At 35.7% G+C, this 23,691-nt stretch carries 13 protein-coding genes and 1 pseudogene; 11 read left to right on the top strand and 3 right to left on the bottom strand.

All coding sequences use genetic code 11. The annotated features are described in order from the left end of the window. Nucleotides 1-179 precede the first annotated feature (179 nt). Together OOK89_RS03220 and OOK89_RS03215 are read right to left on the bottom strand one after the other, a co-directional pair. Nucleotides 180-2,156, bottom strand: coding sequence for a hypothetical protein (locus OOK89_RS03220; protein ID WP_264718668.1), 1,977 nt, complete (start codon nt 2,154-2,156; stop codon nt 180-182). Nucleotides 2,157-2,329: 173 nt separating this feature from the next. Then, nucleotides 2,330-4,489 (bottom strand): heme lyase CcmF/NrfE family subunit, encoded by a 2,160-nt coding sequence (locus tag OOK89_RS03215; RefSeq protein ID WP_264718666.1) that lies wholly within the window; start codon nt 4,487-4,489, stop codon nt 2,330-2,332. Nucleotides 4,490-4,800: 311 nt separating this feature from the next. Here OOK89_RS03215 and OOK89_RS03210 point away from each other — a divergent pair, with 311 nt between their 5' ends. From OOK89_RS03210 to OOK89_RS06340, 6 genes and pseudogenes are all read left to right on the top strand, one after another. Then, nucleotides 4,801-6,042: a hypothetical protein gene (locus OOK89_RS03210; RefSeq protein WP_264718664.1), complete on the top strand. Its 1,242-nt coding sequence runs from the start codon at nt 4,801-4,803 to the stop codon at nt 6,040-6,042. Nucleotides 6,043-6,156: 114 nt separating this feature from the next. Next, entirely contained in the window at nt 6,157-7,482 is a 1,326-nt protein-coding gene (locus OOK89_RS03205) for a dihydroorotase (RefSeq protein ID WP_264718663.1), read from the top strand. Nucleotides 7,483-7,680: 198 nt separating this feature from the next. Beyond that, on the top strand, nt 7,681-8,865 hold the full coding sequence (locus tag OOK89_RS03200) for a dicarboxylate/amino acid:cation symporter (protein ID WP_264718662.1): 1,185 nt from the start codon (nt 7,681-7,683) through the stop codon (nt 8,863-8,865). A gap of 3 nt (nt 8,866-8,868) precedes the next feature. Further along, a complete protein-coding gene (gene pyrE / locus OOK89_RS03195) occupies nt 8,869-9,465 on the top strand; it encodes an orotate phosphoribosyltransferase (RefSeq protein WP_264718660.1) in 597 nt (198 codons plus the stop codon). Nucleotides 9,466-9,562: 97 nt separating this feature from the next. After that, entirely contained in the window at nt 9,563-11,392 is a 1,830-nt protein-coding gene (gene typA / locus OOK89_RS03190; protein WP_264719291.1) for a translational GTPase TypA, read from the top strand. Nucleotides 11,393-11,454: 62 nt separating this feature from the next. After that, nucleotides 11,455-11,700, top strand: a pseudogene (locus tag OOK89_RS06340) (PD-(D/E)XK nuclease family transposase); the annotation flags it as partial. Between the two features lie 727 nt (nt 11,701-12,427). Here OOK89_RS06340 and OOK89_RS03180 read toward each other — a convergent pair. Beyond that, a protein-coding gene (locus tag OOK89_RS03180) for an IS5 family transposase (protein WP_264718686.1) occupies nt 12,428-13,260 on the bottom strand; the annotation gives its coding sequence in 2 pieces (ribosomal slippage) (nt 12,428-12,894 and nt 12,894-13,260; 834 coding nt in all). 145 nt (nt 13,261-13,405) lie between these two features. On the opposite strand from OOK89_RS03180, the gene OOK89_RS03175 reads away from it, so the two are divergent. From OOK89_RS03175 to OOK89_RS03155, 5 genes are all read left to right on the top strand, one after another. Next, nucleotides 13,406-14,417, top strand: a protein-coding gene (locus OOK89_RS03175) for an IS630 family transposase (RefSeq protein WP_094745768.1) whose coding sequence is annotated in 2 segments (ribosomal slippage) — nt 13,406-13,867 and nt 13,869-14,417 — 1,011 coding nt in all. Because the reading frame shifts where the segments join, the coding sequence is not laid out codon by codon here. A 277-nt stretch (nt 14,418-14,694) separates the two neighbouring features. Further along, on the top strand, nt 14,695-17,256 hold the full coding sequence (clpB, locus tag OOK89_RS03170) for an ATP-dependent chaperone ClpB (protein ID WP_264719290.1): 2,562 nt from the start codon (nt 14,695-14,697) through the stop codon (nt 17,254-17,256). 27 nt (nt 17,257-17,283) lie between these two features. Continuing rightward, complete coding sequence (locus OOK89_RS03165) at nt 17,284-22,017, top strand: NAD-glutamate dehydrogenase (protein ID WP_264719288.1); 4,734 nt, start codon at nt 17,284-17,286, stop codon at nt 22,015-22,017. A 4-nt stretch (nt 22,018-22,021) separates the two neighbouring features. Continuing rightward, nucleotides 22,022-22,318 (top strand): Sec-independent protein translocase subunit TatB, encoded by a 297-nt coding sequence (tatB, locus tag OOK89_RS03160; RefSeq protein WP_151807733.1) that lies wholly within the window; start codon nt 22,022-22,024, stop codon nt 22,316-22,318. Then, nucleotides 22,290-23,672, top strand: a complete 1,383-nt coding sequence (locus OOK89_RS03155) for a PleD family two-component system response regulator (protein WP_264719285.1) — start codon at nt 22,290-22,292, stop codon at nt 23,670-23,672. The genes tatB and OOK89_RS03155 overlap by 29 nt, the downstream gene beginning before the upstream one ends. Nucleotides 23,673-23,691 lie beyond the last annotated feature (19 nt).

Here is a 23,691-nt window from a genome sequence, read left to right as displayed (position 1 = left end):
TTTATATACTTTTCAAAAAATTCACTAGTTTATTCTGTGATTGTTTGATTATGTCAATTTTTCCATCAGTTAATTCTTGTCTGTCAATTAAGTTCTATCTAGCTTGCATACTACCATTTTGAAGTACATTACAAAAGCGAAATACTGCCAATTTGGCCCATCATTTTATCTCTGCAAGCTTATCCCCCCCTTGTTATGTTAGCAACGCAATCTAAGCTAGGTTCCTTCATAGCAGTGTTAGGTACACTGCCATACCTTTCAAAACTTTCGTGCTCTATAGCTTCCTCAACACTTTTTCCTCCTAAAAGACAGTTTTCCCCTAAACTTTTTCCCTTATCTTTTAACTCATTAAGCCTTGCTCTGTTTTCCCCATCAATCTCCACTTTTATTTTATTGCTGCCTTTCTCACTAGGACTTAGATAAACACTTATCTTTCCTACCTCAGTAGTAAAAGACATTTCAATACCACCTTTTGAGACATCCATGTAATTTCTTTTTCCCCCTATTTCTTCTACATTTTCAACTCTTACTATACTTTCTCCAATTTTGAGTATGCCAACTCTTAAATTTAAGTCTTTGGCTTTTTCATTGTTTAGGATTTCTGCAACTTCAACAATACTATCTTGCGAGTACTCTATACAAAAATATCTATTATCCTTGTCTACTCCTAATACATTTTGAGTCTGCTTGCTTTTGTTTACAATACTTTCATATGCTAAATTATTAAGTCCTAAAATATTTTTATTCCTTTGACTTAAAATCTCTTTTTCTCTGTAAATACAATTTACATAATTATCGTGATTCTCTTTAGTAAATCTATTTAAAGTTGCACCCTCCGATATTACTTGTAATATCTTTTTCTCCTCTAGAAGTCTAAAATTCTCAGTAGAATCGACCCAATATAGTGCTTGTATTGTATTAATTATATGGTCTACAAAGGACTCGCCGTCTTTATATGGAAAAGTGAACATAATTCCTTGTTCCAGTGCTTGGCTTATAACTTCATCAAGTCTCCCTTTCAACTCCTCAATATCATCTTCACATAGACCAACTTCACGTGAACTACTAAGGATTTTGTCCATTTCTTGCCAAATACTTTCATACTTTTCCTCTTCTGCTTTATTCAGTTCTATTTGGGCTAAAGAAAAAGAATCTTTTTTTATTATGTTTGTGTTTTCATCATGAAAACTCAGATGACTGTAGCGTTTACCACAATCTGTATCATAATGACCAACATCATCATCACCACAGTCAGAACTATCTTCTGAGTTCCCATCACTATCTGACCAATTGTTAACTTTCGGAAATTCTGAGCTTTTCTGTTCACCTTCAAAAGTCTGATTACTACCACCAGCGCCCTTTGTCAAATTTTCTTTACTTTCACAAGAACCATCTGAACCATAGCCCTCGTTCCCTTTTGGATCTGAATCATCTGGATTACAATCAGAAGTTATTTCTGTATCTTCAGAAATCTGTTGATTATCACTTTCACCTAACAAACCACCATTTGTTGGATTACATACATTTTCTGTATATTTTTGATTATTTTGTGCTTCTATTTTCCTCTTCTTGTACAACGGTTCAAACTGATCAATTTCAATCGATCGTACTCGTTTCCTTGAAGGAAAGTCCTCTGGAATCTGATCCTCATCGTCAGAATTGTGACCTGAATCACAAATTACATGATCATTGCAGGTAGAATTATGCTCTTGACTAATCAAGGAAAGCTGAATTAGATTGCTAAAAACAATACTATCTAGCTGTACTGAATCAGTACTTTCAAAAATTTGTGGATTATTACTTCCGTTTGGCAAATTACCTGATAAACCAGTCTGATGATTATTTTCACCTACCCAACCATCAGTTGGTGTTGGAATGCATATTCCTGTATATCTTTGGCTATCAAGAGAATCATTAGTTAATTGTACTGCTGTATAAGTTGTCCGGTCATCCTCATCATCGGAACTAATACCTGAATCATGGCCATCACCTTCTTCTGAATCTGAATCACCTGACCTATGATTATTACTGTTATCACTTGTACAAGAATCATCGGAGTGCTGTAGAGGAGTTTGTGCATTACTTTCAAGATTTTGACACAAATCGCTGTAAGGAGTGTGCATAACTTCTTCCTTGCCTGATACCTCACCATTCATATTGTATAACCATCACTCACTAATCCCTTAGTGAATATCGTAATATATAGGTCTGTCAATAAAAAAATATAACTTTCTTTGGTTCTAACCTTTGCAAATCAGTATCTATAGCCCGGTAATTTCTCATATATTGCACTCTGGACCTAGGAGCGTTGTTAATAAATCCACGACAGCTAGACAACCTTCGCCCGTTTACTAAAAGGAAAAGCAGCAAGGAGCGAACCAAAAGCGATAAGAAAGGATCCAAGCCAGATTATAGACATTCCAGGTTTATAGTGCACTTTGGCTGCGATTTTGCTCTTACTCTTATCAATCTCTCCAATTACAACATAAATATCAGAAAGCAAATTGTGGTAGATACTGCTTTCAACATTTTTCTGACCTTCCGCAAGGTAAAATCTATATTCAGGAGTTACTTCACCTAATATCTTATTATTCAGCAAATTCCTGATATCCATTGTACCCCTCACTGCATGGAAATTTTTTTCTTTTATTAGCTCAATATTGCGTAAAGTAACTTTAAATTTATTGACTGTTATGCTATCCCCTATTTTTAAGTAATTTTCTTTTTTCTCCTGCCAACCAACCGAATATGCTATACCAAGCACTAGAATTGCCACTCCAGCATGAGCTGCCATCATTGCATAGTAGGATTTAGAAACTTTTTTTGCTAATAAAATTGATTCGCTCTTAAATAAACGAATTCTTTTACTGTATGCTTCTAAAACAAAGATTAATAATGCTATGGAGATAGTAATTGATAGCACAATTATTAGCTCCATGTGAAAGATAAACGGCAAAATAGCTGCAGCACTGCAGAATGAAAATCTATATTCGCGGAATATTGGCAATAGACTATTTCCCTGCCAACTGCAGTATTGCCCTATCATGGTGAGCACTAGAATAGCCAGTGCAATAGGATTAAATAAAGAATTGTAATATGGTGCTCCAACTGAAATTAATTCACCGGTTAAATATTCGAGCACTGTAGGGTATAAAGTGCCAACGAACACAATGAAAAAGGCAGTGATGAATAATAAATTGTTCATCAGCATCATCGTAAGGCGTGAAAAGAATCTTCTACCCTCTGTCACTTGAGTAGCAGGTTTCTTTTCAGATTCCAGTGTCAAGCATTGGAATGACATCGCAGACGTGTGATTTTTTCTCGTAAATACTACAAATATTACTAAGCTACTGACTGTAATTACACCAAGTAGCGCTAATATATACAGTCCATACCTTGGATCATCTGCAAACGTGTGCACTGAGGTGAGTATTCCTGAGCGGACTAGAAATGTTCCAGTCACACTCAATATAAAAGTTGTAAGCGTAAGTAAAATAGCAAAGTTCTTTAAAACATTGAAATTCCGTACCACGAGCAACAAATGTGTCAGCGCTACTGCAATTAGCCACGGCATCAAAGAAACGTTTTCCACTGGATCCCAAAACCAAAATCCACCCCACCCAAGTTCGCGATATGCCCACCAGCTACCTAAGCTGATGCCCAAAGTGAGCAGCGACCAAGAAATAAGTACCCAAGGCCTGACAATTTTAGCCCAAACATTTCCTTCAACTTTTGCAATTAATCCAGCTATAGAGAGCGAAAAAGGAACGCTAAACCCAAGGTACCCCAAATATAATATCGGTGGATGAATAGCAAGGCCTATATCTTGCAATATCGGATTAAAACCCAGTCCATCTGTTTCAATGCCTGGCATTTTAGTGAAGGGGCTGGATTCAATTAAAGTGAACAGCAAAAAACAAAAGCAAATCAGCCCATGAGTGATAAGAGATATTTTTTTTAATTTACTACCATTAGTTCGTTCTGGTGTCATTCCAGTGCTTGACACTGGAATCCAGTTTTTATTACACTGCCATTTGATGTACTCATTTGCAATTAAATTGTCTGGATCCCAGTGTCTGGGCACTGGGATGACAGAAGAAGAGACTGGGATGACAGAAGAAGAGACTGGGATGACAGAAGAAGAGACTGGGATGACAGAGGGGGAAACTGGGATGACAGAAGGTATATAAATATCCATTAGTAATAAATACATGACAAGCACTAAGGTCCAAAGCAACATGGACCCTTCTTTGTTTCCCCAAACACCACAAATCTTGTAGATCAAAGGTTTTGTTGTGTGTGAGTGGTAGTATACGTTTTCAAGTGAAAAATCATTTGTAATGTGGCAGTAGATCAAAATAGCCATTGACGCTGATACACAAAAAAATATGGCAGTGGTAATAAACCGACAAGAACTAAGCGGTAAAAACAAATATGTCAAAGACAATAAGCAGGCTAGCAATAGCAATATATTCCCAAGTTCAGGCATAAAAAATTATAGTTTTTATATAAACAATATTACTGATGACAAGTAAGAAGTTAAAGTGTTAATTGACACTTGCTATTGATGCTATAGCTAAAGTGGCTTAGGTTTACCTACAATTTGAAAAACAACAAATTCGTCATTCCGCTACTCGTTAGCGGAATCTATACCGCGAATGAATCGCGGTATGACGTAGGGAAATCTTTCTTGGGTCAGCTATAGCATAATGCTCCCATAGTTAGCTGTCTGGCATTAATTAAAAATTAAATATTAAATCTTTATACTTTTATAGATAGCGTTAATATTGAGGTAACATTGTGGGTACAACTAAGATTAGTAAATTTCCATTTAATATAAAAGGTAAAGTGGCAAAACAACATGCCGAACCAATAATCGAAAAAAATCTCTATACTATTTTGGGATTCAAAGATATAGAAGATTTTGAAAACAAGACAAGTAAGCTTGTTAATAAAAAAGTTTGGCAATCATTTGTTGACTGCTTTGCAAAAGAAATAGATTATGCAGCAACCGAAAAAGTTGTAAAAAGCATCGTTTGTAACATTGCAAAGAGTGATCGCGGTGATGCTTTTACCAAAGCTGAACGTCTAATATTAAATGAAAAACAAGGTGATAAAAAGAGAGAAAAAGCGATTAGAGAAGCTATTAGTATTTTGAGAAAAATCAATCCAGAAAAAGCCTTTAATGAACTTTCAGTAATAAAAAAACAAGCTGAAGATTTTTTACAAACCGATTTTTATAAAGCTCAGAGTAAACCACTTCAAGGATTTGCTCCATCTGGTGGACAGCTCTTTGCGGAAGTTCTAAAATATATAGAAACACTAGAAAAATTAGCTGAAGTTAAAAAGGAAGAGCTAGTTAAAGATTTCTTGTTAAATCATGTTAGTTTATTGAATAAAAAGTATCCTAAATCACAGAGTAAAAGGGAAGATGCTATAACAATACTATCAAGTGATGAGTTGAAGAATTTTTACAATAAAGGTGTAGAAGAAGGAATATTACAACCAATGGCATCTTACAAAGGATGCAGAAACCTGTATGACAAAATGAACCAGATAAAAAATGAATCCAAAAGTATAATTAAAAGAGAAGAACGGGAAGAAAATTTAAAGAAAATAGATAAGTCGATAATCAGCGCAATTAATGACATAAAAAAACATAGAGAAGCAATCCTTAACTGTAAAGACTTTCAAAGTTCTTACATAAAAGAGAAAAAAGAACATCCATTTAGAGGCAACGCATGTCAAAAAATGATTGATATATATCAAGAGAGAATTGTTGGATATCAGGAGAAAATTCGTCAAAACTTAAACCAAATAAAAGCGATATTAAAAAGTGCGCCGCAAGAAATGGATGATGTGGAAGAATTAGAGGAAATAATCGATGGTATACATGAAGCAAAACAGTTCGATGAAGATTTTGATTCAGCTTTAATTTGTTTATCGAACATGCAGAATGAGCTAGATATTCAACTGGAAAATCCTCCAACAGAGCTAAGAGTTTCACACATTAACGTTAAAACTGAGCTAACTAGGTTATAAGGGCGGGGTTTTTGGGATAATTTTAATTCAAGACAGCTCTTAGTCTGTGTTTTAATTTGGTTGTGTTTTATTAAAAAAACTTTAGATTTATTGCATAATCGATACTCAAATATAATGACACAGACTTGGAATTTGTTACAAACAGGGCAAAAGGAAGGCTATAAAATTGCGTATACTAATGCTCGTATTATCGACCCAGAAACTAAACTTGATATAAAAGGTTCGCTATTGACTGAAGGGGATAAAATTGTTGATTTTGGCGAATCATTATTTTCAACAAGTGGGGTCGATGAAACAATAGACTGTAAAGGGCTTGTTCTAATGCCAGGCCTTATTGACATTCACGTACATTTTCGTGAACCAGGTCAGGAACATAAAGAAACTATATATACAGGCAGCAAATCTGCAGCTGCGGGGGGAGTTACAACTGTAGTTTGTCAGCCAAACACTGTTCCAGCAATTGATAGCGTTGTTTTGGCTAAATATTTGAAATATAGAGCGCTTGAAACTTCACATGTAAACGTTGAATTTTACGCTAAAATCACCACTTCGGAAGAAAAGTTGACTGAAATGGCACTTTTAAAGGAAGCAGGTGCGGTTGGGTTCACCGATGATGGCATGCCAGTTATGAACCCAATGATTATGAGACAGGCGCTGCTTTATTCAAGTATGCTGGGTGTTCCTATTGCTCAACATGCAGAAGATTTAAATTTATCAGCAGGTGGTGCAATCAACGAAGGTAAAATTTCTGAAGAATTGGGAGTAAAGGGGATCTTAAGTGCGTCAGAATCGGTTATGGTAAGTCGCGATATACTGCTCATGAAAGATATGGAAAATGTGCACTACCATATTCTACATGTCTCTTCAAAAGATTCACTTGATGCTATTAAACGTGCAAAAGATTTGGGATTAAATGTTACGTGCGAAGTAACCCCTCATCACTTCACTTTGACTGAAGATATAGTAAAACAACATGGAGCAATTGCAAAAATGAATCCGCCGCTTCGCACTGAAGAAGATCGTTTAGCTATGATTGAAGGTTTAAGGACAGGTGTGATTGATTGCATTGCAACCGATCACGCTCCGCATGATCGTAATTCTAAAGATCTTCCACTTGAAAATGCTGCATTTGGTATTGTTGGCCTTGAAACAATGCTGCCCCTTTCACTTGAACTTTACCACAGTGGGCAAATGGGTCTACTTGATGTGCTCGCAAAATTGACATATAAGCCTGCAGATATAATACACATACCACGTGGTCGTATACAAAAAAACCTTGCTGCAGATTTAATTTTAGTTGACCTCAATCATGAATGGGAAATTAAAACTGACAACTTTGCTAGTAAATCAAAGAATTCCCCTTTCGATGGTCGCAAAGTAAAAGGACACGTAGTACGTACTGTTGTGTCCGGCAAAACTGTATACTCACAGAAGAGTTAGTTATCATATCTTATCTATTCCAATTTGTTATCACCAGAATGGGCTAAGTGCACCTAAATTTAAATTAAGAAATCTTACACTGTCTCCGAATAAACACATCCTCTTATCTTTCCCTAATCTGTAAAGTTATTTTGTCTATCAATCTGATTCCAAAACAGCAAAATTATTGTATAATGTTACTTTGAAGTTTTATTTTCAATGCATAAGTTTGCAATACTCTTTTCTATACTGCTTGCAATCGTTGCTTACTATTTAAACAGTGAGATTATATTTGAAATAGCAAAGCTATTTAGTGATATCTTTATCAGCTTGCTCAAATTAATAAGTTTACCTCTGGTTTTTCTATCAATAGTTTCCACAATTTCAGGGCTCAAGGACTCAATTGAAATCAAAGTCTTAGTTAAGAAAACACTATTTTATACTCTGCTTACAACTATTATAGCTGCGTTTGTTGCATTATCGTTTTATTTGTTAATAGATCCAGCAAGAAAAAATTTCATAAGTAATACAATAGGGAGTGTTAACAGCAATAACCACAGTTATTTTTCATATTTAAAATCACTCATTCCTTCTAATTTTGTGCAAGTTTTTCTTGAGAATAACGTTATTGGTAGTATATTAATCGCTTTTTTGATGGGCGGAGCTATTATTTCACTTTCAAAAGAAAAGCAGGATATATTACATCAAATATTCTCTGCACTTTTTGATACGCTACTTAAAATTGCTCAGGGGTTACTAAAATTCATTCCGCTTGCTGTGTGGTCCTTTATCACATGTTTTTTGCATGAATTAAAAGGTGGTAGCGAGTTCTACAATCTTTTATGGTATTTTATTTGCATAATGTCTGCAAATTTTGTGCAGGCGTTTCTGATCTTACCGCTACTTATGTGGTATAAAGGCATATCACCAATTCAAACGCTAAGGGGGGTTATGCCAGCGTTGACGCTCGCATTTTTCTCTAAGTCATCCAGTGCAACGCTGCCCACAACCATAGATTGTGTGCAAAATAAGCTAAAGGTGCCAAAGAAATTGTCGTCTTTTATTTTACCAATATGCACAACAATTAATATGAATGCATGTGCTGCATTTATACTAATCACTGTAATGTTTGTTGCAGAAATGAACGGATACGCATTTTCCTTGAGCGAAATGTTGATATGGATTTTTTTAGCTACAGGGGCTGCAATTGGTAACGCTGGAGTGCCTATGGGGTGCTATTTTATGGCAACCAGTTATCTCGTATCGATGAATGTTCCTTTGCATATTATGGGACTGATTTTGCCTATTTATACAATCATCGATATGTTTGAAACTGCAATAAATGTGTGGTCTGATATTTGCATAACTCAGATAATTAATAAAGAATGTAATAGTGAAACTTAAAAAATGATATTAGACGAAAATAACCTAATAATAAAAGAATTTAAAGAAGCAGAAGCAATTTTGCATGGGCATTTTGTTTTATCATCCGGGCTGCATAGTGACACATACATACAGTGTGCGAAGATTTTTGAAAATCCAAGCAGAGCCATGAAAGTTTGCACATTATTAGCAGATAAAATAAAAAAAGAATTAAATAGCTCCATAGATTTAATATTATCTCCTGCAATTGGTGGAATAATTGTGGGTTATGAGATTGGCAGGCAGCTTGGAATAAGGACAATGTTTTGCGAGCGCGTTAATGGCAAGTTTGAATTACGCCGTGGATTTGAAATTAAAAAAGGTGAAAAAATATTACTTATCGAGGATGTGATAACCACAGGCAAATCTTCACTTGAAGCAGTGGAATGTGCAGAAGGGAAAGGAGGTAAAGTTGTTGCTGAAGCTTCTTTGATAAAGAGAAATAGTGAAACGAAACTGCCTTTTCCTGTCATATCTTTGATTGAACTGAACATCAAAAACTACAGCGAGGAAGAACTTCCAAGTGAATTAAAACAACTACCCATAACAAAACCTGGGAGTAGAGAATATTTAACAAAGTAATCCTATAATATCTTGGAAGCACAGCACAGCTTTAGTTATTTACTCTAAGTGTATTTTATGTATACTTATTACTAAATTAATTTTGAAATGATAGAAAATGAACGAATTTAAATCGATCCGTAATATAGCAATAATCGCACACGTTGACCACGGTAAAACTACTTTACTTGATAACATGTTAAAACAAAGTGGCACGTTCCGTGAGAATCAAGAAGTTCAAGAACGAGTGATGGATAGTGGTGATCAAGAGCGTGAACGCGGCATTACAATACTTGCAAAATGCACATCAATAATGTGGAGTGATGAAAAAATCAATATTATTGATACGCCAGGGCACGCAGACTTTGGTGGAGAAGTAGAAAGGGTATTGTGCATGGCAGATGGTGTGTTGCTGCTGGTTGATGCTGCAGAAGGTCCAATGCCACAAACAAAATTTGTGCTCTCAAAAGCACTAAAAGCAAATTTGAAGCCAATTGTGATAATCAATAAGGTCGACCGACCAGACAGCAGAATTGATGAAGTATTAAATGAAATATATGAGTTATTTTTTAACCTTGATGCAACCAACGAGCAGCTAGATTTTCCAGTGTTGTATGCTTCAGGTAGAAATGGCTGGTGTGCTAAGGAGCTTTCTGATGAAAGAAAAGATTTAAGCCCATTATTTTCAACGGTTATAGATTATATAAAACCTTCTGTTTATGATCAAAATGCACCTTTTGCTATGTTAGTCACTCTACTTGAGTCTGATAAGTTTCTTGGCAGAATATTGACAGGAAAGGTTTATCAGGGTGTTGCAAAAGTCAATTCAGATCTTAAGGTGCTTGACCTCGATGGTAAAGTAATTGAACGAGGAAGATTAACTAAGTTGCTCTCATTTTCTGGCTTGAAACGCATTCCAGTAGAACAAGCTGTGGCGGGAGACATAATTGCAATTGCAGGACTTGAGGAAGCTTCAGTTTCAGACACTATAGCAGCACCAGAGGTTACAACTGCAGTAAGCTCAACTCCAGTTGATCCGCCGACAATGGCGATTACTCTAAGCGTTAATGATTCGCCTTTTGCTGGACAAGAAGGTACAAAGCTTACCTCAACTGCTATAAAGGATCGCTTATACGCGGAGGCAGAAACAAATGTTGCAATTACTGTGACTTTGGCACCAAGCGGTGAAGCGTTTGAAGTAGGTGGACGTGGTGAGCTACAGCTTGGGGTGTTAATTGAAAATATGAGGAGAGAAGGTTTTGAGCTTTCGGTATCACGCCCTCGAGTGCTATTTAAGGAAGAAGATGGCAAAAAACTTGAACCTATAGAGGAAGTAGTAATTGATGTAGATGATGAATATAGTGGAATCATCATGGAAAAACTCAGCTTCCGAAAAGGTGAAGTGACTGACATGAGACCTTCTGGTAATGGCAGGACAAGATTAACGTTTTTAGTGCCATCAAGAGGATTAATTGGTTATCAAGGAGAGTTTTTAACTGATTCTCGGGGTACGGGCATAATCAACCGTTTATTTCACAGTTATGCTCCACATAAAGGTCCAATTTCTGGAAGGCGCAATGGAGTTTTAATTTCCACTGATAAGGGTGAGGCTGTGGCATATGCAATTTTCAATTTGCAAGACAGGGGAATTATGTTTATTAAGCCACAGGATAAGGTATATTGTGGCATGGTTGTCGGCCAGCATAGCCGTGACAATGATTTGGAGATAAATGTGTTAAAGGGTAAGCAATTAACAAACGTAAGAGCTTCAGGTAGTGATGAAGCTATAAAGCTCACTCCACCAAAGATAATGACACTGGAGGATATGATAGCGTATATAGATGATGATGAATTGGTGGAAGTAACTCCAAAATCTATACGTTTACGCAAGAAATTCCTTGATCCAAATGAACGTAAGCGTGCAGGAAGGGCAAAGAATAAGGAGTAATCAGAGGTTGAACATTTGCGAAAAATAGTGTATAATTATTCGTCTCCTAATTGTATTTAATTATGGCCTTTTCGAAATTTCTCGATCCAAAAAACAATTTCGCGTTCAAGAGAATATTTGGCACTGAGAAAAATAAAGATATTCTCATTCACTTTCTCAATGATATATTGGGCTTCGCTGGCAAAGATGAAATAGAAGAAATAGAATTTCTCAGCACTATCATGGATGCTGAGATTGCCTCTAAAAAACAAAGTATTGTTGATGTTTTCTGTACTGATTCTGCTGGAACCCAGCTAATTATTGAAATGGTGCGACCTGAAAGTCTTCGGTCATATTGTTTAAAAGGAGAGGAATTCCTTCAGAAAGAAACTAAAAGAGTTCTAAAACTTATTAAACCAGATGTTTTGCCATCTGAGTCTACGCATCAGTGCGAATCGGGTAACCGGTTGGTGCCAAGCGATGCGGACAATGAACCTCCTCTTGAAAAAGAAGATGCTCAATCGTGAAAGGAGCATAAACTACAAGCATCATGTGGTTGGAGAGCTAGGCTTAGTGGTATGGTGAACGTAAGTGAAGCTTCATAAGTATCGTAACGATTAAAGAGCTAAAGATGCTGATAAGCTCCGACCAAAAGGTAATGTGACATTTTTCATTTCTGGATGTACGCAAATCACCGGTATAGAGAAGTCACCTAACCCACTGTTGTATGACAGAAGGAACAGGGTAAGCCTGTATTTCCGCCTATATGGCAAGCAAACCGCAAGGAACGCTGATGAAAATGCAGGTAAAGGATAATGGAGAAAGCGAATGCCATTTTGTAACGAAATGTATAGAATTTGTAACATTAATTCGCGTGAAAACGAGCAGATTTCCATTTGGTCCCTCGTGACAAGAAACTTTGTTAACCACTTGAGGTAGAGAAGCAGATGACCTTACCCACAAAAATGATGAAGAAATTAGGAATATTTTTTACAAAAAGGACAATACTAACAAAAGAACTTTATTCTATTTAGAGGTTGTCCACAAACCAGTAAATCAAGCATATTCCCTACTTAACATAACTTTACTCATAGCCAGATATATGAAACTTTCAGTAGATGTTGTAAGTAAATCGTACTCCTTTGATAGCCTTCTATTTCTATTGATCCAAGCAAAAGTCCTCTCTACCACCCACCTTCTCGGCTGTACTGAAAATCCAGGATCCCGTTGTGGCAATAGTTCTAGTGGTGTATCTTTATGCACCCAAAACCTACATGGAGGCCTTTTGACAATTTCAATATCTATCCCATATTCTCTCTTTACGTAATCCTTTAAATCTTTTCCTTGGTATCCCATATCAGCCCACATTTTCTTAATATTGCTGTATTTTTCCTTCATATTGTCCAATGCCATCTTCACCCCATCTCTGTCATTTTCGCTTGCAGCTCCTACATAGCAACCAAGCACAAATCCTTGAGTATCTGTGATTATATGTCTTTTTCTCCCCTTTACCTTTTTCGCACCATCATAACCTTTGACCCCCCTTTTTCCGTGGTTTTTACCGATTGACTGTCCACTATGCATGCGCTCGGCTCCTCATTTCTTCCCATTTTTGACCTACTATATTTAGTGATATCATAGTTCATTTTCTCAAAAATTCCCTGCTTTTTCCATCTTCTAAACTGTTCATGCACAGCCTTCCACGGCGGAAAATCGTGTGGTAAATAGCGCCATTGACATCCTGTGCGCAGTATATAAAGAATTGCATTTACTATCTCACACTTACTGTATTTTGGTGGCCTTCCTCCTTTCTTGTACGATACTCTGAAGTGTTTTTCTATTCTTGCCCACTCCCTTTTACTTAAATCTGTTGGATATTTTTTCCTCATCTCTTACCTCAATATTCTTTCTTTATATACTACGTATTCCTTGGTTTGTGGACAACCTCTTATACCAATTCCCATTACACGGCAAACAGATGGACAAAGATGGAAGAAAAGCCATAATGAAGTAAGTAAAATAGTTGAGGTATAAATGGCATTAAGATCAAAATTATTGGATGAAAAAGTAGTAGAATCAGCAAAAGAAATGCTGAAGAAAGTAAGGAATAATGCATATGTTTCAAAAAAACTAAATGCTGTAATTGCAGCAAAAAAGTACAGTATAACGGCTGTAGCAAAAATATATTGCATTTCAAGAAGCGCACTAACTTCGTGGGTAAAACTCTTGAAATTTGGCAGAGAAGAAAAACTGTTTGCTCCTCCACAACGCCGTAGAAAAACTAAATTAAATCAGGTTCAACTACAGCAAATTGAAGAGTGGATAGAAGAAAATCCTAATATTACCATTAAAGAAATGAGAATAAGAATCCAGGAAAAGTTCAGATTAAATATCAGCAAATCTACAGTACACCGCTATATGCAAAAGATGAAATTCTCATATATTACACCAAGACCAGTTCATAATGGACAAGATAAAAGCAAACAAGAGGAATTCAAAAAAAAATCTCAATGGCGCTATTAGCAAGTATCCAGAAAAAGAGCTATTTTTCTTTGATGAATCACGGTTTGGCACACATTCAAAGGTTGGACATGGGTGGTTTAAAAAGGGGATTAGAACACAGGTTAAAACAAAATTAGGTAGGCAAAATTTCTATCTCTATAGTGCGGTTAATCCTAGAAATGGAGAGAGTTCTAGCTTATTTGCACCAAATGTCAACACTGATTGCATGAACATATTTCTTGAGCAGATGTCGCAATATCTAGAAACACGAGAGGCTTTTCTTGTTATGGATTGTGCTAGTTGGCATAGGTCAAAAAATTTAAAGGTACCTAAAAATATCGATATTATATACCTACCTCCGTACTCACCTGAGCTAAATCCTGTTGAGAGGCTTTGGTTATATATAAAACAGAACATTTTGCGCAATAAAATATACGATACAATTGCTCTGCTTGAGGGTGCTTTGTGCAAATTTATTACTTCTCTTGCCAGCTCCACAATTAAACAACTCTGCAATGTCTCCTATTTGACTGGCCAACAATGAGAGTTGGTATTAGAATATAAAGTTACAATAAATTTTCCTGTCATCTCCAAATAAATTACATTAACTTAGTATTGTATATTGTTAATAACTTAAATAATACAACCATTTTCAGCAACAAAAACCAAAGGTCTTGAGATACAAGATATTTGTATGGTTACTATGATAGTTCCTTTTTTAAGAAAGTTTTAAATTTCATACCTAACAATAAACAACTTTAGGTTTAAATTTATGAAATCAGTTGTTATATACATCAGCAAATACGAATTTAACTGGTGTTATGGACTTAAATAAATTTACCGAAAAAGCAAAAAGTCTAATTCAAAGTGCTCAAATGAAAGCGTTGGGAGCTGGGCATCAGATTTTTATGCCTGAGCATTTACTAAAAGTGATGCTTGAAGATGAATCAGGTTTAGTTCAGGATTTGATAAACGCTTGTGGTGGAAATGTGCAGAGTATTTCCGATGCTGTGGATAGTGCAATAAAAAAGTTGCCAGTAATTGAAGGTCCAGGAAATGGTGGCCTTCAGCTTTCAAGAGAAATAGCAAAAGTTTTTGAAGATTCAATTGGTATTGCAAAGAGAAATAAAGATTCATTTGTTGCTGTTGAGCGTTTACTGCAGGGCCTCACTGCACAAAAAGATGATACTGTAGGCAAAATTCTGGCAGAGAATGGTGTGACTCCACAAAAACTGAACTCAGTTGTTGCAGAAATGAGAAAGGGCAGCAGTGCGGACTCGCCAAACAGTGAGGAAAAATTAAACGCGGCAAAGAAATATACAAAAGATGTTACAGAGCTTGCTATGCAAGGAAAGCTTGATCCTGTAATTGGTCGTGACGAAGAGATCAGAAGAACTATGCAGGTATCACTGAGGCGGACAAAAAATAATCCAGTGCTGATCGGTGAACCTGGTGTTGGAAAAACTGCAATAGTTGAGGGGCTTGCAAATAGAATTGTTGCAAACGATGTACCACTTGGTTTGCATGATGCAAAAGTCTTAGCCTTGGATCTTGGCGCATTAATTGCTGGGACTAAGTTTAGAGGAGAGTTCGAAGAAAGGTTAAAAGCAGTGATTAATGAGCTTTCGAGAGCGGAGGGAAAAATTATATTATTCATCGATGAATTGCACACTTTAGTTGGAGCAGGAGCAACAAGTGGTGCAATGGATGCCTCGAATCTGCTGAAGCCTGCTCTTGCGCGTGGAGAAATTCGCTGTATAGGAGCCACAACTTTAGATGAATATCGTCAGCATATAGAAAAAGATCCTGCGCTTGCAAGGCGTTTCCAGCCTGTGTTTATTTCTCAACCAACTGAAACTGATACCATTTCAATACTCAGGGGTTTGAAGGAAAGATATGAGGTGCATCATGGTATAAGAATTACAGACGGTGCAATAATTGCTGCTGCAACGTTGTCCAATAGATATATAACAGATAGGTTTTTACCTGATAAAGCAATTGATTTGATTGATGAAGCAGCAAGTAGGGTGAGAATTGAAATGGATAGCAAGCCTGAAGTTATTGATGAACTTGAGAGAAAGGTTATACAGCTAAAGATTGAAGCAGAGGCTTTAAAAAAAGAAAGTGATGAAAATTCTAAACAGCGTTTAAAAAAGATAAATGAAGAGATCGAAAATCTAAACAGTAAATTTGCTGACTTGAACAGCAAATGGCAGATGGAAAAGAATAAAATAGCTAGAATACAAGAAACAGCCGAAAAATTAGATAACGCTAGAAAAGAGTTGGAATTAGTTCAGCGTAGTGGGAATTTGGGAAGAGCAGGAGAGCTGATGTATGGTGTGATTCCTCAGCTTGAGAATGAATTAAAAAATCAGGAAAAGGTTACTGATAGTTTCTTAAAGAAAGAAGTGACTGGAGATGATATTGCAAACATTGTTTCAAAGTGGACAGGAATTCCAGTTGATAACATGATGCACAGCGAAAAGGAAAAACTTCTCAACATGGAGAATGAAATAGGAAGAAGAGTAATAGGGCAGAAAGATGCAATAGAAGCGATAAGTAATGCAGTTAGGCGCTCTCGCTCTGGTGTGCAAGATACTAATCGACCTTTTGGTTCATTCTTATTCTTGGGTCCAACCGGAGTTGGAAAAACAGAATTGGCAAAAGCCCTTGCTGAATTTCTGTTTGACGATCAATCAGCGCTTTTGCGTTTTGATATGTCAGAATATATGGAAAAACATTCTGTTTCAAAGTTAATTGGCGCGCCTCCAGGGTATGTTGGCTATGAACAAGGTGGCAGATTAACTGAAGCAGTGAGGAGAAGACCATATCAGGTAATCTTATTTGATGAGATAGAAAAGGCAAATCCAGATATATTTAATCTATTGCTGCAAATCTTGGATGAGGGGAGACTCACTGATAGTCATGGCAAATTGATTGATTTTCGCAATACCATACTGATTTTAACTTCTAATCTTGGTGCTGAGATAATGCTAAAGGGGATTGCTGAGTCTGTAAAAGATGAGGTAATGCAGATAATTAAATCAACATTTCGTCCAGAATTTTTAAACAGACTGGATGAAATTATTATATTTCACAGTTTAACCAGAAATGACATCTATAAAATTATAGATGTTCAATTTTCTTATTTACAAAAAACACTTGCTAAGCGTAAACTGAGTATAAGTTTGTCGCAGGAAGCTAAAGAACTAATAGCACAAACTGGCTATGACCCTGAATATGGAGCAAGGCCCCTAAAAAGGGTGATACAAGAGTGTATTCAAAATAATTTAGCTAAATTAGTTTTATCGGGGGAAGTAGTAGAAAATGATGAACTAATAGTGTACGCTCTTGATAATGAAATCTTAGTTAAAAAGGTTTAAGTTCACTGTGTATTTTTGTTAAAAAAAATGTGTATAGATCATAATGTTGACACTGAGTCTTTATTTAAGTTAGCTGATCAAGAAAATCAGCAAGATAAAGAAAAAATTAAAAAATTTATTAAGTATTTTTATAGTTTTGTTTATAAAAGCGACCTAAAAGCCAATGATAAGTTTTTGCTATATATTGTAAACGATGCTTACAATTTTGTTTCTCAAAAAGAGAAAGATGAAAGTAAGTTAGTAGTAAGTAATATAGATGATATACCAGGAATAGAAGGCGATTTTACCACGATTAAGATAACAAACGATGATATGCCATTTTTGGTTGACTCCGTTATTACAACTATTAAGTCGCACGATTTAACCATATGCTATTACAGCAACAGCATAATTAACATTAAAAGAAAAGATGGCCTAATAGATGAGATTTACCCTTTGGAAGAAAGTAATGGAATAAAAGAGTCAGTTATATATGTAATTATCAAAGGTATAAGTGACAGTTTTGTTGATACATTAAAAGAATCTCTACAAAAAACGCTGAAAGCAGTTAATTGTGTTGTGAAAGATTGGCACTTAATGCTTAAGAAACTTGATGAGGCAAGTCTTTCTGTCATCCCAGTACTTGATACTGGGATCCAGGAAAAGGACACGTGGATTCCAGTGTCACGCACTGGAATGACACCAGACCGAAATCAAGAGCAAAAAGATTTTCTAGTTTGGTTAAAGAATAATAACTTCGTATTTCTAGGTTATCAAGAATATATTGCTGGTAAAGATGAAAAACTCGTCTGTGATAGCAAAAAGGACCTTGGCCTGATGAGAGTAGGTCAAAGTACGTTGATTCCTTCTGCAAACCTTGATTCCCCATACATATTGAGATCAGATCTAATCTCAATAGTCCATCGGCGTACATACATGAATTGTATAGGAGTAAAAGAATTTGATGACCAGGGTAATGTAGTAAAGGAACGGCGTTTTTTCGGGCTATTTACTTCTGTAGCGGAGGTCCAAGATATTAGAACTATTCCAATAATAAGAGATAAAGTTAAAGTTATAGAAAAAAATGCAGGGTTTGTAACCGGGGGCCACAATAACAAAGCTCTAATTTATATTTTACAAGTATTCTCATGTGATGAATTGTTCCAGTCTAATGAGGAAGAATTATTTCAAATTTGTACTTCTATTATGTCCCTTGCAATAAGACCAAGAGTCAAGTTATGCTTAAGAAGTAAGGGAGCGTTTACTAGTTGTATAGTGCTGATACCGATGCGTTATGCTAGCTCCAGGCTAATGCTCAAGATAAGCAATATATTGAAGGATGAGATAAATGCAGAAAGTTCAGATATTTATAACCACCACATTATAAACGAATATGACTTAATGAAATTGCACGTGGTGCTAAAGGCTAAAAACGCTAGTGTTCCTGATGATGAAGTTTTGCGTATCGAAAACAAATTAAGGAACATTACGGAAAAATGGGAAGATCGTTTTATAGACAATTTATATAATACTTTTAGCACTGTTGAGGATATATTCATCCGTTATTGCAAGGCATTTCCAATAAGCTATCAAGAGAGTTTCGAACCTCATGACGCATATTACGATATGAAAAAATTGGAGATAGTGAGGAAAAAAGAAGTTAGCGAGGTCGATTTAAGACTTACTCGTGACAATCTTAATTATCAATTAAAGGTTTACACTTCGAGCAATGGAGGTCTTGAATTATCGAAGATATTAAGAATTACTAAGAATTTGGGAGCTAAGATTCTATCTCATAATGGTTATTACATAAAAATCAACGGCGGAATATGGATACACCATTTTGTGTTGTCAAGAGTTGATGAATTAATAGACAACATTACTCTAAAAGAGCAATTTGAAATAACACTTGCGAAAGTGTTTAGAAAGGAAATTAAAAATGATTATTTCAACAGTTTGGTCATTATTGCTGGGCTGGAGTGGAAGGAAGTGCTTCTGGTTAGAGCGTTAAGTGCTTATCTAAAGCAGACGTCATTTAACTATAATCCAGAATATATTCAAAAGGTAGTCTCAGAGCATCCAAAAATAGTAAAGTATTTGATACAACTATTTCATGCAAGATTTGATCCTAACATAGACATTGATAGAGCAGAAACTACGGACATTGTCAGAGAAAAAATTGAGGAACTTCTAAAAGAGATCAGCAATGTTTCACATGATTACGTTTTGCGCTCGATATTTAACTTGATAATGGCTATTTTAAGGACCAGTTATTATCAAGACGATAAACCATATTTATCTACAAAATTTGACTCAAGTAAAATAAATGGTTTACCTGATCCTCGTCCGTATCGTGAATTGTATATTTATTCAAACCTTTTTGAGGGAATACATCTAAGAGGAGGGAAATTAGCCCGTGGTGGCTTAAGGTGGTCGGATAGGACGGAAGATTTTCGCACTGAAGTTTTGGGGCTCATGAAAGCTCAGATGACAAAAAATGCGGTTATTGTCCCTGTTGGCGCAAAGGGTGGGTTTGTAATTAAGCAAGTTTATAAAGACAAAGATACTTTAAGAGAGAAAGGTGTTGAATGCTATAAGAGTTTTATCAGAGGAATGCTTGATATTACTGATAACGTGGTTGATGGTAAAATAATTCCACCAGAGAATGTGATTAGGTATGATGAAGATGATCCATATCTCGTGGTTGCTGCTGATAAAGGCACTGCTTCATTTTCTGATTATGCCAACCAAATAGCCTCTGAGTATAATTTTTGGCTTGGTGATGCATTTGCATCTGGTGGATCAGCAGGTTATGACCACAAAAAGATGGGTATCACAGCAAGAGGTGCATGGATTGCAGCACAGAGGCATTTTTGGAAAATGAATAAGGATATTTACCAAGATGTAACTGTAATTGGGATTGGAGATATGGCTGGCGATCTATTTGGAAACGGTATGCTGCTTTCAAAAAATATACATTTAATCGGCGCATTTAACCATATGCATATTTTTGTTGACCCAAACCCTGATGCAGAAAAGAGTTTCACAGAGCGTAAACGTCTCTTTGAGTTACCATTTTCAACTTGGATGGATTATAACAAAGATTTGATTTCTCAGGGTGGCGGGGTATTTGAGCGTAGCAGCAAGCAAGTAAACATTTCTCAAGAAATGAAAAAATGCTTTGATATAACGGAAGATACGTTATCTCCAAGTGATTTGATTAGATATCTACTCAAAGCAGAAGTGAACTTCATATGGAACGGAGGAATCGGCACGTTTGTTAAGGCAAAGAGTGAAAGTCATAGCATGGTCGGTGACAAAGCAAACGATGAATTAAGAGTAAACGGTAAGGATATTAGAGCTTCTATGTTTATAGAGGGTGGAAATCTTGGTTGTACACAGCTTGGGAGAATAGAATATGCTGAAAGAGGTGGATATATCAATGCAGATTTTGTTGATAATTCAGCCGGAGTGATATGTTCGGATCTTGAAGTTAACATTAAGATTGCATTTGTTTCAGCTATGAAAGCAGGGGGTATTTCTTTAGAAAAAAGGAATGAAATACTGGCAAGTATGGTGGATGAAGTTGCATCCAAGGTGCTTGAGAACCACAACAGAATTGAAACAAAAGCATTACTTCTTGAGTGTTTGCAAGCTAAAGAGAGATTGGAGCAGGACCACAGGTTACTGCTCAGTTTAGAAAAATCTGGGCTGTTAAACCGAAGCGTAGAATTTCTTCCAGCTGACGAAGAGGTAGCAAGGATGTTAACCGGTGCAGAAGGTTTCAGTTCTCCTCAGCTTTCTATTCTAATATCTTATGCTAGAACAGCAATAAAAAATAAAATTATACATTCCGATCTGCCTGAAAAAGATCTTATATCTAATGACTACTTGCTAGGTTATTTTCCTAAAAAGATGTTAACAGAGTTTAAGGATTTCATATTAAAACACCAACTTCGTAGAGAAATTATCTCCACTTGCATTGCAAATGATGTTGTAAATAGGATGGGCTGTATATTTATTAATAATTTAGTTGAGAATACTGGAATTAAGGTACACGAAGCAGTTAACATATATATCGTTGTTAACCACCTATATGATTTAAATAACCTGTGGCAGAAAATTGATGAATTGGATGGAAAAATTGATATTAACTCATACTTGCAAATAGTGAGAAATGTGCAGAAATTTATTGGCAGAGTATCGTTTTGGTTAGTAAAAAATCTTAGCTTTGTAGAATTGGATGATGTTACAAAATTTAAAGATGCAATTGAAACTTTAGGCCATGATGTTTTAGATGAACACCTGTTAAAGGTCTATAATCATGGATACACTTCTTTAGTGGAACTTAATATAGATAAAGATCTAGCAAAAAAAATTGCTGACCTGTGCGTTCTTACTTATGCACTGGATATTATATCTGTTGCTGAACAGACATCTTTGTCCATTCTTGATGCTGGTAAAATATACTTTGAGTTAAAGTCGCTGTTAAGATTCGATCTGATTAGAACAATTGCCATCAAGATGAAAAGCCGCTCTTCTTATTGGGATCGCAGCTTAGTTAATGATTTATTGGACGATTTAAGCAATTACCATCACAAGCTAGCTGTTAAAGTCATAAAAGCTACTGATAACCCCGAAGATAAGGTTCAAACCTGGGCTTGTAATGATAAGGACTACATAGAACGTTATAATAGTTTTTTAGATGAGATGGTTGCTTCTAAACTTGATTTAAGCAAATTAATATTTATAATCAGAAGGATTAAAGTACTTGCTTCATAGGAAAATGTTCAATATAGGTCTTTCAGAAATTTTAGTTGTAGCTTTAGTGAGCATAATTGTTCTTGATAAAAATAAGGTACCTGTATTTATTGATTTTATTAAGACTATATATAGGTATTTTATAATTGCAAAGTCAAAAGCCAAAAGGTTATTGAAGGATGCCGGAATTGAAGACTTATATAAAGAGTGTAATACTGAGAAAGTAAATTACATAGTTGGTAAAAATGGTAAGCTTTATCCTACTTACGATATAGATAATACATCTAAAGATAATGACAGCGAAGATTCTGGTAGTAGATGATGTACTATCTAATGTCAAGCTTTTAGAAGCTCGACTAAAAGCAGAGTACTATACGGTTATCGTAGCTCATGATGGTGAAGAAGCTATAGATTTAGTAGCAAAGCAACAGCCTGATATTATATTACTTGATATCATGATGCCAAAGATGAATGGCTTTCAAGTTTGTAAGGAGCTAAAAAGTGATCCCTTGACAACCCATATTCCAATAATTATGGTAACTGCACTGCATGACACTCATGATAGAGTGCAAGGTATTAATGCTGGCGCGGATGATTTTCTGACTAAACCAATAAACGAAACTGCTTTATCTGCACGAATTAAGTCTCTCACGCGCTTAAAAATGATTATAGATGAATTGCGTTTAAGAGGAGAAACCAACGCTGAGATTGGCGGAGTAGCAGGAAACAGTATTATGGATTATTCCAATCAGATTTTTGATGCTAACATACTTGTTGTAGATGAGGATGTTCATCAAGCAGAGCAAATATATAATGTACTAAAGCAACGCTTTAGGTCAATTAAAATACTGAGTGATCCAATAGAGGCATTAAAGGTTGGTATTAAGGATAATTACGACTTGATCATTTCTGATATGCAGTTTTCAAAAACTGACGGCTTGCGTTTGTGTTCTGGGTTTCGTAGTAAGGTGGAAACACGTTATACACCAATTCTAATTCTTTCTGAGGATTATGATAAAAACAATTTAGTAAAAGCACTTGATGTAGGTGCTAATGATTATTTAACAGTACCTTTGGATGAGGGTGAGTTAATAGCAAGGGTTAATTCGCAAGTGAAACGCAAAAGATATCAAGATGCCTTGAGAATGAATTTATTTAATAATGCGGAAATGTCTATAAAGGACCCATTAACTAACTGTTATAATAGAAGATATTTTGATGCACACTTAAGAAACATTGTTAAGGACTCTGTGGAAAAGGATAGAAGGTTGTCTCTTATGATACTTGATATAGACTATTTTAAGATGGTGAATGACAGTTTTGGGCATAGTGCTGGAGATGAACTTTTAAAGCAAATACAGAAAAGAATTTCTGAAAATATCAGAGTGACAGATTTACTAGCTAGGTTTGGTGGTGAGGAGTTTGTTGTTGTAATGCCAGATACCAATGTATCAGATGCGTATACTATTGCGGAGAGAATACGAAAAATTATTGCTAAAGAACCTTTTGTACTTGCGGATAAAAATACAACCCATAATGTAACTGTGAGCATTGGAATTGCAGAAATGCAAGGATCTGACTTTGATGATATTAAAAAATTTATAGTACGTGCCGACAAATATTTATATAAAGCAAAAAACAGTGGTAGAAATAGAGTGGTTACTGGCTATAGCTAAAGTGGCTTAAGTTTACCGA

This window comes from Wolbachia endosymbiont (group A) of Lasioglossum morio (genome assembly GCF_947250585.1).
Taxonomy (GTDB): domain Bacteria; phylum Pseudomonadota; class Alphaproteobacteria; order Rickettsiales; family Anaplasmataceae; genus Wolbachia; species Wolbachia pipientis.
The sequence above is the reverse complement of the archived record's forward strand: the minus strand, read 5'-3'. Positions and strand labels throughout refer to the sequence as shown.

Bases quoted from the DNA above. Each gene is read 5' to 3' on its own strand.
- OOK89_RS03200 (WP_264718662.1), top strand. From the start codon at position 7,681: ATGCATAAGTTTGCAATACTCTTTTCTATACTGCTTGCAATCGTTGCT.
- OOK89_RS03215 (WP_264718666.1), bottom strand. From the start codon at position 4,489: ATGCCTGAACTTGGGAATATATTGCTATTGCTAGCCTGCTTATTGTCT.
- OOK89_RS03205 (WP_264718663.1), top strand. From the start codon at position 6,157: ATGACACAGACTTGGAATTTGTTACAAACAGGGCAAAAGGAAGGCTAT.
- OOK89_RS03220 (WP_264718668.1), bottom strand. From the start codon at position 2,156: ATGAATGGTGAGGTATCAGGCAAGGAAGAAGTTATGCACACTCCTTAC.
- OOK89_RS03155 (WP_264719285.1), top strand. From the start codon at position 22,290: ATGACAGCGAAGATTCTGGTAGTAGATGATGTACTATCTAATGTCAAG.
- tatB (WP_151807733.1), top strand. From the start codon at position 22,022: ATGTTCAATATAGGTCTTTCAGAAATTTTAGTTGTAGCTTTAGTGAGC.
- OOK89_RS03165 (WP_264719288.1), top strand. From the start codon at position 17,284: ATGTGTATAGATCATAATGTTGACACTGAGTCTTTATTTAAGTTAGCT.
- clpB (WP_264719290.1), top strand. From the start codon at position 14,695: ATGGACTTAAATAAATTTACCGAAAAAGCAAAAAGTCTAATTCAAAGT.
- typA (WP_264719291.1), top strand. From the start codon at position 9,563: ATGAACGAATTTAAATCGATCCGTAATATAGCAATAATCGCACACGTT.
- pyrE (WP_264718660.1), top strand. From the start codon at position 8,869: ATGATATTAGACGAAAATAACCTAATAATAAAAGAATTTAAAGAAGCA.